The sequence below is a fragment of the Actinopolymorpha singaporensis genome, from assembly GCF_900104745.1.
Taxonomy (GTDB): Bacteria; Actinomycetota; Actinomycetes; order Propionibacteriales; family Actinopolymorphaceae; genus Actinopolymorpha; species Actinopolymorpha singaporensis.
Genome location: NZ_LT629732.1, coordinates 3,775,326 through 3,792,004, shown reverse-complemented (window position 1 = coordinate 3,792,004; position 16,679 = coordinate 3,775,326). Strand labels below are relative to the sequence as shown.

The following is a 16,679-nucleotide window of genomic DNA, read 5'->3' as shown; positions in this document are numbered from 1 at the left end:
GTGCTCGCACGCGGTCGTTCCATGAGCGAACGTGAGATGGCACAGGTGACGAAGCGCGAGGCCGAGTTCCAGGACTACCGACGAGCTGACCAAGCTCGCCCAGCTCAGGGAGCACGGCGACCTCTCCGAAGCCGAGTTCCAGCAGGCCAAGTCGAAGATCCTCATCTTAACGCTGCTACCCGCGGTTCGCCGGGTGGGCGGGCGATGAATTCGATCAGCGCCAGTGCGACCAGCACCAGCAGGGCCAGCAGTAGCACTACCGCGATGCTGGGATCGTTCCACGCGATGAATCCGATCCCAGCGATCGTGATGACCGCGACCCGCAGGAGGGTTCGGTGGTCGTAGGTCCAGCTGCCGACGCGGCCTGTTCGCAGGCCGATCGACTCACCACTGTCCCGGAGCCTGCCGATCCCGGTCGACAACACAGACCGGGTGCGCACGGCCGCGGTCGACGGCCCGGTCGCGGCCGCACCCAATGCCACCACGACGCCGACGACCGCCAAAGTGCGCAGCTGCGCCTGGAGGAACCGCACAAGCGTGTCGAAGATCACCGCGGCGGCGTCCGGAGGCATGCCGTCCGGTGGAAGGGAGTTGAGGTAGATCGCCCGGGCGGCCACCAGCCCCAGGCCGAGTACCACCATGGATGCCGCCAGCCCGAGGCCGCTGGCGAGGAGCATCCGTCGATGCCGGCGAGCGAGGACGACCGCCGCGCCGAGGAGAGCGAGCGTCAGAACGGGCAGGATGATCGCGAGGCGGTTGAGCCAGGTGTATGCGGTCTGCAGTTTCACCAGGTCCTTCGCCGGGAAGAGCGCGACGCTCGGGTTGATCTGTGGGATGCTCGCCGCCGGCCCGAAGCCCGCCTTGGCCAGCCTTTGCTTCGCGACATCGATGAAGGGCCCCAACTGCAGATAGGCGGTGTTGCCCTGGACGGTGATCCCACGGCTCTCGCCCGACAAAACTTTGACCATCGTCTGGTGAGCGACCCGGTTCCCCTGTACCCAGGCGGTCGCGAACTGGTCGCTCTTCACCAGGTCGCCGATCTTGGACCGGACGAATTCCTCGATCCCATTCGAGATCGTCCCGACCAGACTTCGTAGCCGCTCCTGCACCAGGGGCGGCAGGTGGGTCGACGCGAGGATTCCGTTGACCCCCTGGCTCAGCAGGCCGCGCAGGTCCAGCCTCTTGAAGATCTCCTCGGTGGTACGGGAGGCGACCGCGTTCTGGACCGCAGGATCCCTGGCCAGCGGCGCCACGGTCTCCACGTAGCGGTTCGAGTCGGAAACAGTCGTACTGCTCCAGATCGCCACCACCGAGATCGGAGCCAGCAGGCAGCCGAGCACGAGGACCAGCACAGCCACAGGCGTACGCCAAAGCCTGCGTGGCCTCTCGGCGGCGCCGGCAGCCGCCTCCTCCGGCGCTGCAGGGGCCGCAGCGTGCAGTTGGGCCGTCAACCGCTCGGTCTCGGCCCGTGCCCTGCCCACCTCCGCGCGAAGCCGCTCGAGCTCCGCACGCTCGTCCTCGTTCAGTGGGCCACTCATGACGTGCAGAGCCTCCCCCAGCGCCCAACGGACGCCTCCGAGCAATGCTGGCTCACCAGTAGACGGCGAGACTCACCCTGCCCGGGTGAATCCGGAACGGACCGCTCACCTGATGGCCACCCTGCAATCCGACTGATGCGTCGGCGCGATTCGCGCAAGATGCTTGTGTGGCTGAGGACGAGCTCCCTGCAGAGCCTGCCGTGAGCCGCAGGGCGCCGTGCTGACTCCCTCGGCCAGGGGCTCCGCCTCGAGCGCGGGAACGATCCTGCTGACCCTGGCGTCGGCGCAGTTCCTGATGACGTTGGACACGTCGGTGATGAACGTCTCGATCGCGACGGTGGCGAAGGACATCGGGACGACGGTCACCGGAGTCCAGACCGCGCTCACGATGTACGCCCTGGTGATGGCGTCATTGATGATCACAGGTGGCAAGGTCGGGCGGATCCTGGGCAGGAAGCGTGCGTTCGCGATCGGCTGCGTCATCTACGGCTGCGGATCTTTCACGACATCGCTCGCTCCGAATTTGCCGGTTCTCATCCTGGGATGGTCGTTCCTCGAAGGCCTCGGTGCCGCACTCATCATGCCGGCCGTTGTCGCGCTCGTGGCATCGAACTTCGGCCGGCCCGAGCGGCCTCGCGCCTACGGTCTGGTAGCCGCCGCGGGCGCGATAGCCGTGGCCGCCGGCCCCCTCATCGGAGGGCTGTTCACCACGTACGCCTCATGGCGATGGGTCTTCGCGGGCGAAGTGCTGGTCGTGGCCGCCATCCTGGTCTCGGCCAGGCGAATGGCCGACACGCCGTACGAGCACGATGGCGAGCTCGATCTCGCCGGCACCCTGCTGTCAGCAGTGGGCCTCGGCCTGATCGTGTACGGCGTTCTGCGCTCGGGGACCTGGGGATTCGTCATCGCCAAGCCCGGCGCACCGCGATGGCTGGGGCTGTCCCCGGCAATCTGGTTGATCTTCATGGGATGTGGGGTACTCGCGGGATTCCTCGCCTGGGAGCGGCGCAGGCGGGACCGTGGCAGGGCAGTACTGATCGACCCCGCGATTCTGCACCACAGATACCTTCGCGGCGGCCTTACCTCGTTCTTCTTCCAGTATCTGCTGCAGGCCGGGCTGTTCTTCTCCGTACCGCTGTTCTTGTCGGTCGCGCTCGGGCTGTCTGCGATAGAAACCGGTCTGCGTCTTCTCCCGCTGTCCGTAACCCTGCTTCTGGGGGCCGTTGGCGTGCCGAAGTTCTTTCCGAACGCGTCACCTCGCCGCGTTGTCCGGCTCGGCTTCCTCTCGCTGTTCCTCGGAATTCTCATGCTGGTCGCCGCACTCGACCTCGGGGTCGGGCCGGAGGTCGTCACGTGGCCCATGCTCCTGGCCGGGCTCGGGGTGGGTGGGCTAGCCTCGCAACTTGGCAGCGTCACCGTGTCGGCAGTGCCCGACGCTCAGGCGCCGGAGGTCGGCGGACTGCAGAACACCGTCACCAACCTGGGCGCATCCATCGGAACAGCGCTCGCCGGCACAGTGTTGGTCGCCGCGCTCACCACGTCGTTCATCACCGGGATCCAGGACAATCCCGCGATCCCCAGGGAGCTGTCCTCGAAGGCAGCGGTCCAACTCACGAGCGGAGTGCCATTCATTCCCGACTCGGATCTGAAGCGGGCCCTCGGCGCCGCAGGTGTGCCTGGTCCGACGGCAGACGCCATCGTCGACGAGAACACCGAAGCCCGTCTTGTCGGTCTCCGCGCCGCTCTGGCAGTTCTGGCTCTGATTGCGCTCGCGGCCATGCTCGTCTACCGCGGCATTCCCACCCACCAGCCGGGCACTCACGCGGAAGGTGCGGACCCATGAGCATGGAGGCGCCATCCGCATTCGTCATCGCTGTCACCCAACAAGCAACGTGTGGGCTCAACCGCCGTCGTTCGATCGCGTTGCTCTGGCCGACGCGAGCGCCGCGTCCAGTTGGTCCTCGACCTCCTGGCTAAGAGAGGTCCGAATCACACGCCCGGGCTCCTGGATGTGCGGGAAACCTTCTCGGGCTCCATCTCGCGACGAGCATGATCAACGCGGCACCTCCCGTCCTCAGGTTCTCACTGAGTTCCTGACGAACTTCTTGGATACGTGGGCATCTCCGCACATGGTGCTCCACATCCCGCCCGTGGTGACGGCACCGACAGCCATGCCGAACAACGGCGCCATGAACAGCAGCCCGATCAAACCGCCCACCACCGCTCCTCCGGTGGCGATCGCGGCGGTGCCGCTGCTGCCCTGTTGCACCCGAAGCTTCCCGTCCTCGCCCCTGCTCATCTCCACGACGTCGTCCACTGCGATCAACCCGTCGTTGACAGCGCTACGCAACCTACCGTGTGCGCGCTCGACGGCCGCCTGGTCGGGATAGGCAATCGTTACCAGATCACTCCTGTGTGTCCCCGTCAGATCGTCTGAAGCCCGGCCCATGGTTGACCCAGGTCCTGCCGGACGGAGCCGACGAGTTGCGCTACCGATGGCGACCTGAGCAACGCCGATGCCAGCCGGTAACTGGAACGTTACTCCGTCGCCTGCTGTGGAGGGTCGGCATAGATCCCCGTAACAGTGCGCAGCCCACGCAAACCGGGCCCGTCCTCGGACGACTCGGACCCGGAGGCCAGGCAAGGAAGGCCAGGCGGCATTCGGGTCCTGACCTACAGCGACAGTGCGCCGGTTCAGGACCGCTCGCCGGCGACCCGCTCAGGCGGAGGGAGCGACTTCGGAAGGTGGGCCGACGCGATGAGGCCAACTGCGGCGATACCCGCAAGGACGACCATGGCGAGCCCGTACGCGCGCGCAGGAGTTGCGGTGATCCCGGCGACGAGGATCGTTCCCGCTATGGCCGTGCCCATGGAGGAGCCGAGGTTGGACACGCTGCGGGACAGGCCCGAGATCTCCCCCTGTCGATCCTCTCCGAAGCTGGACTGAACGATGTTGACCGAGGGAGTGAGCATGACGCCCAGTCCGAGTCCGATCAGCAGGAGCCCGGGCGCGAATTCCCACGCGCCGGGAGAGCCGATCACCATTGTGAGCAGGACAACGATGCCGACGATCGCGACAACGAACCCGGTGACGACCAAGGTGCGCTGTGCGTGCCGCTTGGCGAGTCGTTCCGCGGCGAGTGAGGACAGGAGGAGGCCGCCGGTCGCGGCAGTGAAGATCACCCCGGTCTGGATCGCGTCGTACCCACGGACGACCTGAAGGTACGCAGCGACGACGAACGAGGTCCCCATGAGCAGCAGCCACTGGGTGTTCTGCGTCACGAGGCCGAGGTTGGAAGTGCGGCTACGGAACAGGCTCGTCGACAAAAGTGGTTCCTCGCCTGCACGCTCCTTGGCCCGTACTGAGCGGAAGAACAACGCGAGGACCACGACGCCGGCGACGAGCAGCCCGAGCATCAGCCAGCCGTTGTCGTCGGCGGCCAGGATGCCCATGACAATCAGGACCAGTCCAACGGACGACAGGATCGCACCCCGAGTGTCGAACGGCCGGGTGGGCTCCGGGGCGATCGGATCATCGATGTGACGGCTCAACCAAATGATCACGAGGACCACCACTGCTTGGAACACGAAGGCCGCCCGCCAACTGATTGCGGAGGTGATGACACCTCCGATCAGCGGTCCCGCGGCTGCGCCCACTCCTCCGAGCGCACTGATGACGCCGAACGCACGGGCGCGCGAGGTGATGTCGGCGAACAGAATTGTGGCAAGGATGTAGACAGGCGGGATCAACAGCGCAGTCCCCACGCCTTCAAGAATGGAGTTTCCGAGAATGAGGACACCCAGGCCGGGAGAGACTGCACTGAGCAGGGCCCCGACTCCGTACACACTCAGACCGACCGTGAAGCAGCGTTTTCGCCCATAACGGTCGGTCAATTTTCCACCGGGGATCATCAGTGCGGCCATGACCAGCAGGAACAATGTGATCGCGACCTGTACCCCCCGGACTGTCGTGTCGAGGTCCCGACTGATGTCGTTGATCATCACGTTCATGTTGGAGCCTGCAAAGCTGCAGATGAACTGCGCAAGGGCAAGAGGAGCCAGCGCCCGGCGCAAGGCTCGCGGCGGGCGGCCCTGCCCTGCATACTCCCCCATGTCACACCTGCCCCGATGCGTGCGATGCGGTGCATGACGTCCCCGCTTGGCGAGAGCCGCTTCCCAGCTTGTCGGGACGGGCAAACATCGCATCTCCGGCGGCTCGGCAGGCCTGATGGGGCTCTACCCATGTCGGTCCATTGCGGCATTCAGACGTTTCTGTCCAACCAAGCTCCAGCCTCGCAAGGCAACACGGAAGCGGCCACGCACCAATATCGTAGTTCCCTTGCGAGCCGTGCGGGTGAGTGATTCTCTGGTCAACAGAGAGTGTCCGGCGTGGTTGAAATCGTTGCTCTTCCCTCACAGTTCACAGCCGTACTGGCCACCGCCCCCTTTGTCCGCCGCTGAGCGCGGGGCCGCTATGTGAGGGGTCCGAATGAACAATTACCCAGAGATCGACGACCACGCTCTGATCGGCGATCTGCAAACTGCGGCTCTCGTGGCGACAGACGGCACGATCGACTGGTTCTGTGCGCCGCGGTTCGATTCGCCCAGTATCTTCGCCGCTCTGCTCGACCGTGATCGCGGCGGCAGTTTCCGAATCGCGCCGGTCGGAACCGACTACGTGACCCGACAGCTGTACCTGCCGGGTACGCCGATCGTGGTGACGCGGTTCCTCAGCGCGGACGGCGTGGGCGAAGTCATTGACTTCGCACCGATAGCCGGTGAGACGGCCACCGACCGCCACCGCCTGGTGCGGATGGTGCAGGTGGTTCGCGGCCAGATGCGCTTCCGGCTCGACTGCGAGCCGCGGTTCAACTACGGGCGGGACACGGCGCAGATCGAGGTAACCCCTGACGGCGCTGTCTTCCGAAGTCCCACCATGACGATGAACGTCTGCGCCTCGCGCCGGCCGAACCACCGCCTTGTTCGGGAGGAGGACGTGCGCCGCACCGAACAAGGCATGCAACTCGTCGCGGACCTGGCCGCCGGAGATGTCGGCGGCGTCGTACTGGAGACCTCACCGATCGAACCCGTACGCGTCGTCCAACCGCACGAGCTGAGGACGCTGTTCGAGCAGACCCGCGACTTCTGGCGGTCCTGGATCAGCCAGTCCCGTTACCGGGGACGCTGGCGTGAGATGGTCGAGCGCTCCGCGATGACGCTGAAGCTGATGACGTACGCGCCGACCGGTGCGCTCGTCGCCGCACCCACCGCCGGGCTGCCCGAACAGGTCGGCGGTGAACGCAACTGGGACTACCGCTTCACCTGGGTGCGCGACGCTTCGTTCTCGGTATACGCGCTACTCGGGCTCGGGTTCACCTCCGAGGCACAGGCGTTCATGAAGTGGCTGGGCGACCGGGTTCGCAACGCCACTGAGGACTCGGGCGCGCTGCAGATCATGTACCGCATCGACGGATCCCCCCACCTGGAAGAAGAGGTCCTCGACCACCTCGAGGGATACAAGGGCTCCAGCCCCGTCCGTATCGGCAACGCCGCCGCCGACCAACTGCAGCTCGACATCTACGGCGAAGCGCTGGACTCGCTGTATCTTGCCGACACCCACGACCTGCGCATGTCCCACAAGGCCTGGCGTCACACCACCGGCCTGGTCGAGTGGCTGTGCGACCACTGGGACCGGCCCGATGACGGGATCTGGGAAACCCGCGGCGGCAGGCAGAACTTCGTGTACGGCCGCCTCATGAGCTGGGTCGCGTTCGACCGCGCCATCCGACTCGCCCAAAGCCGTGGCCGTCCAGCCAACCTGGGCCGATGGACCGAGATGCGTGACCGCATCTACGACCAGATCATGAACCAAGGCTTTCACAGCAAGCGCGAGGCATTCGTCCAGCACTACACAACGGACGTGCTCGACGCGTCCCTACTGTCCATGCCACTCGTCGGTTTCATCGCGCCCACCGATCCGATGTGGCAGTCCACCCTGCGCGCCATCGACGACGAACTCGTCTCCGACAGCCTCGTCTACCGCTACGACCCTGTCGCCTCTCCAGACGGCCTCCGCGGCTCCGAGGGAACGTTCACCATCTGCACCTTCTGGTACGTGGACGCTCTCGCTCGATCCGGGCGGCTTGAAGATGCCAGACTCACTTTCGAGAAGATGCTGACCTACAGCAACCACCTCGGCCTCTACTCCGAGGAAATCGCACCCACAGGCGAACAGATCGGCAACTTCCCTCAGGCCTTCAGCCACCTTGCCCTCATCACCGCCGCGATGAACCTGAACTACCAACTTGACCACGGCCCTGGCTACGTCGAGCCCGTCCTCGGACATGGCCTGGCCACCCACTGACAGGGGCCTCTGCCCTGACCGGCAGGGGCTTCAGGTCCTGCTGCCAGCAAGCGTACCGACCAGCAACCTGGGCTCAGATGTGATCTCATTCGCCTACGCCGCCTGCCGGGAAGGATCAAGACGTGCAGGATAATGGCGGAGATCGTCCACCCGGCCGGCAAACTGAGCGCCTTGCCTGCATCCGCAACGTTTCCGTCCGGCCATGCGGCCTCAGCGTTCGCGTTCGCGCACACCGTCGACCGCACCATGCCCGGGCTGGCCCTGTCACTGGACCTCCTTGCCGGTGCGGTGGCCTACTCGCGGGTTCATACTGGCGTGCACTATCCCGGCGATGTGGTGGTGGGTTCCATCCTTGGAGCGGAGATGGCTGCGATGGTCACGGGCGCACTCGAGCGCGAACGAACTCGTCACAGCCGTCGGTAGCCGGCAGTTCCGGTATGGGTCGTGTACGAGCGGTCCGTCGCGCCCGCCTTCGACGGGGCGTGGAGCGGCTCAGCGCGTGCCCGCTGATGCGGGGCTGAACGAGGCCAGTCGCCGCAGTGTCGACCAGTCGAGGCGAGGCTTGGCGGGGCGGACTCCGGGGCGATTGCGTGGCACCCGGACCCGCGGCGCCCGAGGCTGGATGGTGCAGCAGACCGGAGTGGGCATCGTGACCGTCTCCCCGTCGATCCCGACGGGGATCTTTGACACGTCAGCGTCCACGACCACTTCCTCGGCCGTGAGAACTGTCTTCTCGTTCGCCGTGCACTCGAATCTACCCGCGCACGGACGTTCATCCAGGTCGGCACCGACGCACCACTTCAGGAGCCTAGGCTGCTGAGGTGAGCCAGTCTCCCCTGCCCGGGTCTCGCCTGTTCCAGAGCCGCGACTGGGCTTTTGCTCGCCCTGACGGCAGTGCACGACCTGCCTCGGGTGCCGTCGGGAGCCGAGATGCCGAGGATCTGAACCATGGACGGGACGAGCCGATAGGTCGGCGACGCCTACGGGGAACATATGAGCAGCGGTAATGGCCGGGCGGCCGGTGTTCCCGATCGTGTTGACTACGCCGGTGCGGTATATGGGTCGCTGCTGGCCGCCTCCGTAATCGCCGGAACCAGCCCTGGCAGGCATCCAGTGCCGGCCCCCGCCCTGGCGATCCTGCTGCTTGCCACCGGGCTGGTTTTCTGGTTTGCCCATGTCTACGCACGGCTGATAGGTGATCGCGCGCACGGCGCCGTATGGAGCCGGGCGGAGATCAGATCCGTCGGCGCCGCAGAGTTGCCGCTGGTGAAAGCGTCCGTGCCGCCGGCCGCCATGGCCAGCGTGGGCTGGTTGCTGGGGCTGTCCGATGCCACGACAGCCTGGTTGGCACTGTTCGTGGCCCTTGCCGGGCAGGTGGGCTGGGGCGTGGTGGCTACGCGTCGGATGGGTGCACGAACGGAGTTGGTTCTGGTGACTGGTTTGGTGAATCTGCTCCTAGGCCTGATCATCATCGCTTTGAAGGTTTTGCTGTCTCATTGAGATGCCCAAGCTGTCGACCCGGAAGTGTCGTAGATCCTCCGCGCGACCCCGGGCGGGGCATCTGCCTGCTCGGCGCGTCGTCGGCACCTTGCTCCTCGGAACCAATCTGCTGAGCACGCGAACGATCAGCCACCGAGAACGTCCGTGCAGCAAGGGGTGCATCCCGACGCCACCTGTCCCCACCACCAGGTCTCAAGTCACACCTCCGCGGGGTGCGGGATGGGATGCGAAACGCCGTAGTCCACTGCTTCTCCTGGGGCGGCGCTGTAGACGGTGCACCATCTCGTCCGGGTAGAGGTGGCCGTACAGATCCATCGTTATTGACCGCTAAGCACAGCGCGAAGGCATGCACCTGGTCACCATTGGGGTAGGTCACCGCGTGCCGGGCGGGATCCGAGACGCAGGCGAAGGTTCGAGGTCGGTCACCTCGGCGCGCACTCCGGTCTCCTCCTCGAGCTCACGGACCGCGGTAAGCGCGAGGTCGAACGAGGTTCGGCGCTGCCGGCGGGCAGTCCCCACCGTCCCGTGTGCTGCGTTGGATCAGGAGCATCCTGTCGTAGGAGTCAATGACCAGAACTTGGGCGGCCGGCTCGACGACTAGCTCGGAGCCGATCTTCCGTCGCAGCCGCCGCAGGTATGAACCTTCGTATCCCACGGCGAGACCCTAGCTTCCTGTGCCGTCTTCCGATCGCGGCCTCCCCTGAGACAGCTACAAAGGCCGGGACGTCGCACGCTGGTGAACCACTGCCTTGCAAAGGCCATTCACCCGCTCACGCTCCACCAGCGTGGATCGCCGCCGCGTCCGACAGCACGTACCTCGACCGTGGATCACCGCTACGGCCAAGATCACCCTTGGCTTGGGACACGCGGAGGCACGGAGAGGGAGCTTGAGGCGCTCGGTCGACCGTCGCGTCCCGCTCTCCCGTGACGAACTTCCGCACGGCCTTCATGTTGTCCTCGATCGAAGTCGACGCGTCGACGGCGAGCACGTCCGCCCCAGTCCACGGAATGAAGGCGGCCCGACGCCGAGCGACGATCGCCCAGTTGCCAGTCTCGTGCCAGCCGGGAATGCCGCGGGTGCGGGTGCTGAACCTCGCTTCATGGAGCGCGGCGTCTTCGCATTGGCAGAGGATCACCCCTGAACGTGGCCCCTGCCGATTGGGCCATTGATGCCCAGCGTTCGCACAAGGCCGCGCCTTCGGTTGCCACGTCCCCGATCTGGTTGTGAACCGGCCCCGTCCTCGCCGTCCTCATCCCAGAGCTGACGGACCAGCGCCGGCTCCCGGCAGTCTCCTACCGCCGCATGGCCCGCACCCGTGCCTGCACATCCGGCGATGACCCTCCCGACCACCAAAGCGTTCGCCGAATCCGAAGGACACCGCCGCCGACTCAGACGCGGAAAGTCCGGACGTCTGGCATCCGGCGTCCGAGTGGTGGATCGCCTTATTTTTCGGGGATTACCCCGCCTTCGCTGCGGCGCGCGGGCCGCGGCGATGGACCGTTCGATGACCGCGGACCGCTTGGACGTTGAGATTTCCAACCGCCGATCACCCCGGCGAACGCGTCGACGACGAAAGCCGTGTAGACGAAGCGCTGATCAGGAGGACGTAGGTGAAAACCGCCACGAACAACGTGTTCGGAGCCTGGGCGCCGAACTGCCGGTTGACCAGGTCCGGTGCCTGGGGGCGGCCACATAGGCCGCGAGCCGCTGCGCGAATCCGGGTGGACATGGCCGGGGCTGCGCAGATTCGCAACAAATCGGGTTACAAGTTGTCGCCATACGGTTCCGCTGGGCCCCGGTGAAGGTATACGTTCCCGATCATCAAACGTTCCCGGTACGAATCCGTACGGGGAGCACGTCGGCGAACCCGCATCTCTGTATGGATAAGTGACGGCCCTGCTGCGCAGTGTGCGCGTGTGTCGTCGGGGCCTCGTTCTAGTACGTCTGAAGAATCGCTAGGCAGAACCCTCCTAGCGCGGCATTGATCACTTGATTGATGGGAGGAACTGATGAACGCAACACCAGGCCCGTTCGGCCCCGAGCTCTCCCGGCGGCGGGTGCTCGAGATCTTCGGCCTCGGCGCCGCGGGGGCCGCCGTGCTGGCAGCCTGTGGCGAGCACAGCGGCAACGGCGGTGGCGGCGGAGGGGGCGGTGGCGGCGGAGAGGCCGTCTTCAACGGTGCCTGGCCCTACCAGGTGCCGCCGAAGGGCCACTTCAACCTGATGGCGGGCGTCACGGACGCGATCAACCCCGGCGCCTACTTCGACCTCATCTTCCTGCCCGGTGGCATGTACTACTGGGATGCGAAGAAGTGGGAGCCGATGCTCGCCGAGAAGTGGGGCTTCGACGAGGTGGCCAAGACCTTCACCTACACCCTGCGCAAGGGCGTCAAGTGGAGCGACGGCAAGGATGTCACCAGCCAGGACGTGATCAGTACGTTCTTGTGCCGGCGGGTGATGCGCCAGACCGAGTGGCAGTTCCTCTCCAAGGTCGAGGCGAAGGACGACCAGACGGTCGTCTTCACGATGAACAATCCCTCGAGCGTGGTCGAGCGTTACATCGTCCGCGCGAACATCCTGAGCGCCGCGACCTACGGCGACTTCGGCAAGCGGGCCGAGCAGCTGTTCTCGTCCGACAAGGACCTGGACAGCCCCGAAGGCAAGAAGCTCAACGAGGACCTCCAGGCCTGGCGGCCCAAGAACCCGCAGAACGAGGTCGTCACCAGCGGTCCGTTCACCTACGACTACAACAGCATCACCAACGCGCAGCTCACCCTGGTCAAGAACAACAAGGGCTGGGCGGCGGACAAGGTCAAGTTCGACAAGATCACCCTCTACAACGGCGAGACTCCGACCATCACACCCCTGGTCCTGGCCAAGAAGGTCGAGTACGCCACGCACGGCTTCCCGGTCGCCACCGAGAAGCAGTTCATCGCGAAGGGCATCCGGATCCTGCGGCCCCCGGTCTATTCCGGTCCGGCGATCTTCTTCAACTTGGGCAAGCAGCCCGAGTTCAAGGACGTCCGGGTCCGCCGGGCGTTCGCCCACGCGATCAAGCGGGACGAGGTGGGCAAGGTTTCCCTCTCCGAATCTGGCGTCGCGGTGAAGTTCATGGCGGGCTTCTCCGACATCCAGGTACCGGACTGGCTCAGCTCGGAGGACCAGGGCAAGCTCAACCACTACGAATACGACGAGAAGAAGGCCACCGATCTGCTCACCCAGGCCGGCTGGAAGAAGCAGGGCAAGTCGTGGATAAAGCCCGACGGGACTCCGGCCAAGTACGAACTCACCTTCCCCTCGGAGTACGCCGACTGGTCCGCCACAGGCGCCAACGTGGCCAAGCAGTTGTCGGACTTCGGGCTCGGCGTCACCGGCAGAGGGGTGACGTTCACCCAGCAGCCGATCGACGTCGACAAGGGGAACTTCCAGCTGGCGATCCAGGGCTGGGGATCCTCGAGCAGTCCGCACCCCCACTTCGCCTTCGTCGCGGACCTGTTCACCCACAACATTCCGGTCGCGGCGAACCAGGGCGGCAAGGGGATGGACTTCCCGCTCAAGCAGGACACCGACACGCTCGGGAAGGTCGACCTGGAGAAGGCCGTCACGAACGCCGGTGAAGGTCTCGACCAGGAAGCTCAGAAAAAGAACGTGGCGACTGCCGCCGTGGCGTTCAACGAGCTGTTGCCGATCGTGCCTTTGTACGAGCGCTACGGCAACAACGCGGCGCTCGAGGACCACATCGAAGGCTTCCCGGCCGACGACGACCCGATCCTCAAGAACTCGCCGTACGCGGACAACTTCGTGATCATGCTGATGTTCCAGGGGAAGATCCGCCCGAAGAACTCATGAGGGCGGAGTCGCCCGGTCCGGAGAGCCGGACAGTGAGTGAATGGGGCCCCGTGACAGTCGCGGGGCCCCTACTTCGTCTGTGGACAGCAGGGATGGGTCGGCGCTACGCGCCGGCCTCCACCGCGGCCGGAGGAGCGCCGCGCCGTGCACCACGCTAGCAGGGAGATCTTGGCGCCCATCCGCAGGATCGCGCCCTCATAGATCCGGGCACCCGTCACGACCCAGCGCGCCGACCGAGACTGAGCCCGCTGGCAGCCGGCAGGGCGCCTTCGCCTGCTCCGCCAGCCCGCGAAAGTCGATGACCGTACGAATCTGCAGGCGCTCCAGCGTGGTCGCGATCCTCGTCGGACAGGTACGACAACGCCGAGCTGCGGTACAGGATGCCTGGCCTGATCCGCCGGCCGCCGACGAGGCGGAAACCCGCGACCGCACGCGTGTTCAGCGCACCGCCCAGCGGAGTCACCTCACCTGTCCGGTGACGCTCCCGCCCCCAGCCGGAAGGAACGGCTGCCCGGCGACAGGTGCCTGGCCAGACGTTCGAGCAGCCGAGCACGCGCTTCGGGCCATTCGTCGGCCACGATGGAGTACATCGCTGAGTCCCGCAGCAGCCCTTCCTCACCAGGAGCCCACGACCGCGACCACCGGCGCAGTACGCCCTCGAAGCTTGCGCCCACGCTCTCGATCGCCGCGCGGGAGCGGATGTTGCGTGCGTCGGTCTTCAGGTCGACCCGGGCGACACCGAACTCGATGAACGCGTGGTCGAACAGCAGCAGCTTCGCCTCGGTGTTGATGCCGCGGCCCTGCGCCGACGCGGCCAGCCAGGTGAACCCCACCTCGACCGCGCACAGTCCTCCCCCGTCGGGCCATGGCCGTGGATCCCAGTACGCCGTGGCGCCGACCGCGCGTCCGGAGGCCTTCTCCATCACGGCGTACGGCGCAAGCTTCCCGGCGGCCGCCCGGGCAAGCTGGGCGTCGATGTATGCCTTGACCTCGCCGGCGGTGGGCACCCAGGTGAATGCGTACGGACGCCGGTCCTCCTCACCTGCCCGGGCGAGGTCGCCGGCGTGATGATGTCCGAGCGGTTCCAGACGTACGAGACGTCCTTCCAGCACCGGACAGGTGAATGTGGTACCGGGTGAGGAGACGTGCATCAGTGTCCTCCGTTCGAATACGTCTCATGCGCTCTGGCTCGAGTAGTACTGGCACAGGCGGAACTCGTTGCCCTCCGGGTCAGTCATGACCACGACGACACCTTCGTCATAGTCGTGGCGCTCGCCGGTGAAAGAACCACCGAGAGAGATGACCTCCTCGATGCCTACTGCGATGTCGTCGACCACGATATCCAGGTGGATCCGGGTCTTGCCCCGTTTGGGCTCGGACACCGGCTGGAACACCAGCCTCGGCAGTAGATCATCGCGGCCTCCGAGGTAGACCCATCCAGGCTCGGACGAACCTTCCTCGCGGCCGAGCAGTTCACTCCAGAACCGCGCCACTCGGCGCGGGTCAATGCAGTCCACGGGTGACGCCGCTCCAACGGTTCGTCACGGCCTGGCCGGCGATGGCGCAACGTCCCCACGGCCGCGAGGTCAACCGGCATATCGGCACGTCGTTTGTGCTGGCCCGCTCCCGCCATGGTTCCGTCCGCGATGTCGAGCGGTACGCTCGCCCGGGCGTACCGACGCCGGTTCGCCCGGCACCTCAACGAACGCGACCCCGTTGCACGTCGCCGGCACCGACGAAGGTAAAGACATGGTTGTCGTTGGTGAGAGGACGAAAATGTGGATGTGTATGAAGCTGTGAACAGTCGCCGGGCCGTGCGAGCTTTCAGCGATAAGCCGGTACACAAGGAGGTACTCGAACGAGTACTGGACGCAGCATCGCGCGCTCCTTCGAGTGGAAACCTTCAGCCATGGCATGTGTATGTCGTGACCGGCGAGCCCTTGGCCCAACTGAAAAGGCGCGCGACTGCTCGGGCACTAGCAGGAGACCCGGGCGATGACCGGGAGTATCCGATGTACCCGGCCGAAATGACCTCGCCATACCTGGACCGTTGTACCTCTGCGGCCGCCCAGAGGTACAAAGCGCTGGGGATCGCGCGCGACGATCCCGACCGGCCCATGAAGATCGCCGCCTTGAACTCAGAGGCGTTCGGCGCACCGGTCGTGCTGTTCTGCTACCTCGACCGGACGATGGGGCCCGGTCAGTGGGGGGACGCGGGGATGTACCTACAGACGATCATGTTGCTGCTGAGGGCGGAAGGGTTGCACAGCTGTCCACAGGTGATGTGGACGATGTATCGCAAGACCGTCAGCCATATAGTGGGGGCAGATGACGGCCTCGTGCTGTTCTGCGGTGTCTCGGTGGGATTCGAGATGGAAGGCGTGCCGCAGCTGCGCACAATGCGGGCGGACATCGCAGAAACAGTGAGCTTCCTCGGGATGTGACACTGAAGGGTCACCAAGCCAAGCCCGAATCCACCGATCGGCCTTGTGATCGAGCGTTTCGAGGTGGCTTTGGCGGTCGGGGTCTAGCCAAGTTCGTGAACCAAAGCGGCGACCGATCCTCTCCAGCATGGAGCACAGCCACCGGGAGTCTTCACCCGAAGCGTTCCGGAGGCGCATCCGCCGGGCCTGCAGCGGCGCCATCTTCGCCTCGACCAGCTGCCCGGAATTTCGGTCCAAGGAAACGAGGAACAGCAGTCGCAGGTCATCGCGGAACTCCTCGTAACCGGTAATGCCTTCGTAGTCGTCGATGAAGTCTCCGCAGCCGTACAGGATCAGCTTGCCCTCATACACTTCGACGGGACGGGGATGGTGCGAGGAATGCCCGTGCACCACGTCGACACCTCCGTCGACGAGTGCATGCGCGAAGCTGACCTGATCGTCAGCTATGTCGTAGCCCCAGTTGGATCCCCAGTGAACCGACACGACCGCGACGTCGCCGGCGCGCTTCACCACCTGGACCCGAGCGGCAACATCGGCCGCGGCAGACTGCGACGGCTCGGCCAGAAAATCGATCCCGGGCCGTCGTTCCGACGCGGCCCAGGCCTCCGGAATGCCGCTGGACGCCATACCGACCGACAAGATCACAGCTCGCCCCGCACCGTCGAGCGGCACGATCGCGGGTCGGCGGGCATCGTGCACGTTCCTGCCCGCACCCACCGCCCGGAGCCCCGCACCGGCCAGCGTCCGAAGAGTTTCCTCCAGCCCTGGGTATCCGAAGTCCAGAACGTGGTTGTTCGCCAAGATGCGACCGAGCGCGTCCCCCACGGCCAGCAGAAGCCAACTGGGCGAGCGATCGGACCGTTCGCCTCTTCTGCCAATCCGACGTATGTCCGGGCATCTCGCACGAAGGCCTCCCGCAGCGTCGCGTCACCGGGGTGCGGAAGGATCTGGTCGACGCCACGACCGAGCATCACGTCACCGCAC

At 65.6% G+C, this 16,679-nt stretch carries 13 protein-coding genes and 1 pseudogene; 7 read left to right on the top strand and 7 right to left on the bottom strand.

Translation table 11 applies throughout. The features are described 5' to 3' along the window. Positions 1–85 precede the first annotated feature (85 nt). Positions 86–208: an SHOCT domain-containing protein gene (locus BLU27_RS31305; RefSeq protein ID WP_172805109.1), complete on the top strand. Its 123-nt coding sequence runs from the start codon at positions 86–88 to the stop codon at positions 206–208. On the opposite strand, the gene BLU27_RS29585 is transcribed toward BLU27_RS31305, so the two are convergent. Further along, on the bottom strand, positions 162–1,538 hold the full coding sequence (locus tag BLU27_RS29585; RefSeq protein WP_172804976.1) for a hypothetical protein: 1,377 nt from the start codon (positions 1,536–1,538) through the stop codon (positions 162–164). The genes BLU27_RS31305 and BLU27_RS29585 overlap by 47 nt on opposite strands. 217 nt (positions 1,539–1,755) lie before the next feature. On the opposite strand from BLU27_RS29585, the gene BLU27_RS17200 reads away from it, so the two are divergent. Continuing rightward, entirely contained in the window at positions 1,756–3,381 is a 1,626-nt protein-coding gene (locus BLU27_RS17200) for an MFS transporter (RefSeq protein ID WP_277869238.1), read from the top strand. Between the two features lie 231 nt (positions 3,382–3,612). Here the strand turns inward: BLU27_RS17200 and BLU27_RS29165 are convergent, their stop codons facing one another. Together BLU27_RS29165 and BLU27_RS17190 are read right to left on the bottom strand one after the other, a co-directional pair. Further along, the gene (locus BLU27_RS29165; RefSeq protein WP_206744619.1) at positions 3,613–3,888 is read right to left on the bottom strand and encodes a DUF1269 domain-containing protein; all 276 of its coding nucleotides are present in this window, start codon (positions 3,886–3,888) and stop codon (positions 3,613–3,615) included. Between the two features lie 344 nt (positions 3,889–4,232). Beyond that, on the bottom strand, positions 4,233–5,651 hold the full coding sequence (locus BLU27_RS17190) for an MFS transporter (protein ID WP_092654700.1): 1,419 nt from the start codon (positions 5,649–5,651) through the stop codon (positions 4,233–4,235). Between the two features lie 376 nt (positions 5,652–6,027). Here BLU27_RS17190 and BLU27_RS17185 point away from each other — a divergent pair, with 376 nt between their 5' ends. From BLU27_RS17185 to BLU27_RS17165, 4 genes are all read left to right on the top strand, one after another. After that, a complete protein-coding gene (locus BLU27_RS17185; RefSeq protein WP_092654699.1) occupies positions 6,028–7,902 on the top strand; it encodes a glycoside hydrolase family 15 protein in 1,875 nt (624 codons plus the stop codon). Between the two features lie 132 nt (positions 7,903–8,034). Further along, positions 8,035–8,325, top strand: a complete 291-nt coding sequence (locus tag BLU27_RS17180) for a phosphatase PAP2 family protein (RefSeq protein WP_092654698.1) — start codon at positions 8,035–8,037, stop codon at positions 8,323–8,325. A 570-nt stretch (positions 8,326–8,895) separates the two neighbouring features. Further along, positions 8,896–9,402, top strand: a complete 507-nt coding sequence (locus BLU27_RS17175) for a hypothetical protein (protein WP_092654697.1) — start codon at positions 8,896–8,898, stop codon at positions 9,400–9,402. A gap of 2,010 nt (positions 9,403–11,412) precedes the next feature. Continuing rightward, complete coding sequence (locus BLU27_RS17165; RefSeq protein WP_092654695.1) at positions 11,413–13,251, top strand: ABC transporter substrate-binding protein; 1,839 nt, start codon at positions 11,413–11,415, stop codon at positions 13,249–13,251. Between the two features lie 214 nt (positions 13,252–13,465). Here the strand turns inward: BLU27_RS17165 and BLU27_RS31300 are convergent, their stop codons facing one another. The 3 genes from BLU27_RS31300 to BLU27_RS17155 are packed head-to-tail and all read right to left on the bottom strand — an operon-like array spanning position 13,466 to position 14,768. Further along, positions 13,466–13,714, bottom strand: a complete 249-nt coding sequence (locus BLU27_RS31300) for a tyrosine-protein phosphatase (protein ID WP_157728609.1) — start codon at positions 13,712–13,714, stop codon at positions 13,466–13,468. A gap of 1 nt (position 13,715) precedes the next feature. Beyond that, positions 13,716–14,402, bottom strand: a complete 687-nt coding sequence (locus BLU27_RS17160; RefSeq protein ID WP_092654694.1) for a GNAT family N-acetyltransferase — start codon at positions 14,400–14,402, stop codon at positions 13,716–13,718. 24 nt (positions 14,403–14,426) lie between these two features. Continuing rightward, positions 14,427–14,768 carry a VOC family protein gene (locus tag BLU27_RS17155; RefSeq protein ID WP_092654693.1) on the bottom strand — a complete coding sequence of 114 codons (342 nt, stop codon included), beginning with the start codon at positions 14,766–14,768 and terminating at the stop codon, positions 14,427–14,429. Between the two features lie 261 nt (positions 14,769–15,029). On the opposite strand from BLU27_RS17155, the pseudogene BLU27_RS31000 reads away from it, so the two are divergent. Further along, positions 15,030–15,557 (top strand): annotated as a pseudogene (locus BLU27_RS31000) (nitroreductase); the annotation flags it as partial. On the opposite strand, the gene BLU27_RS30530 reads toward BLU27_RS31000, so the two are convergent. Beyond that, complete coding sequence (locus tag BLU27_RS30530) at positions 15,477–16,520, bottom strand: CapA family protein (RefSeq protein WP_241827483.1); 1,044 nt, start codon at positions 16,518–16,520, stop codon at positions 15,477–15,479. The pseudogene BLU27_RS31000 and the gene BLU27_RS30530 overlap by 81 nt on opposite strands. Between the last annotated feature and the right edge of the window lie 159 nt (positions 16,521–16,679).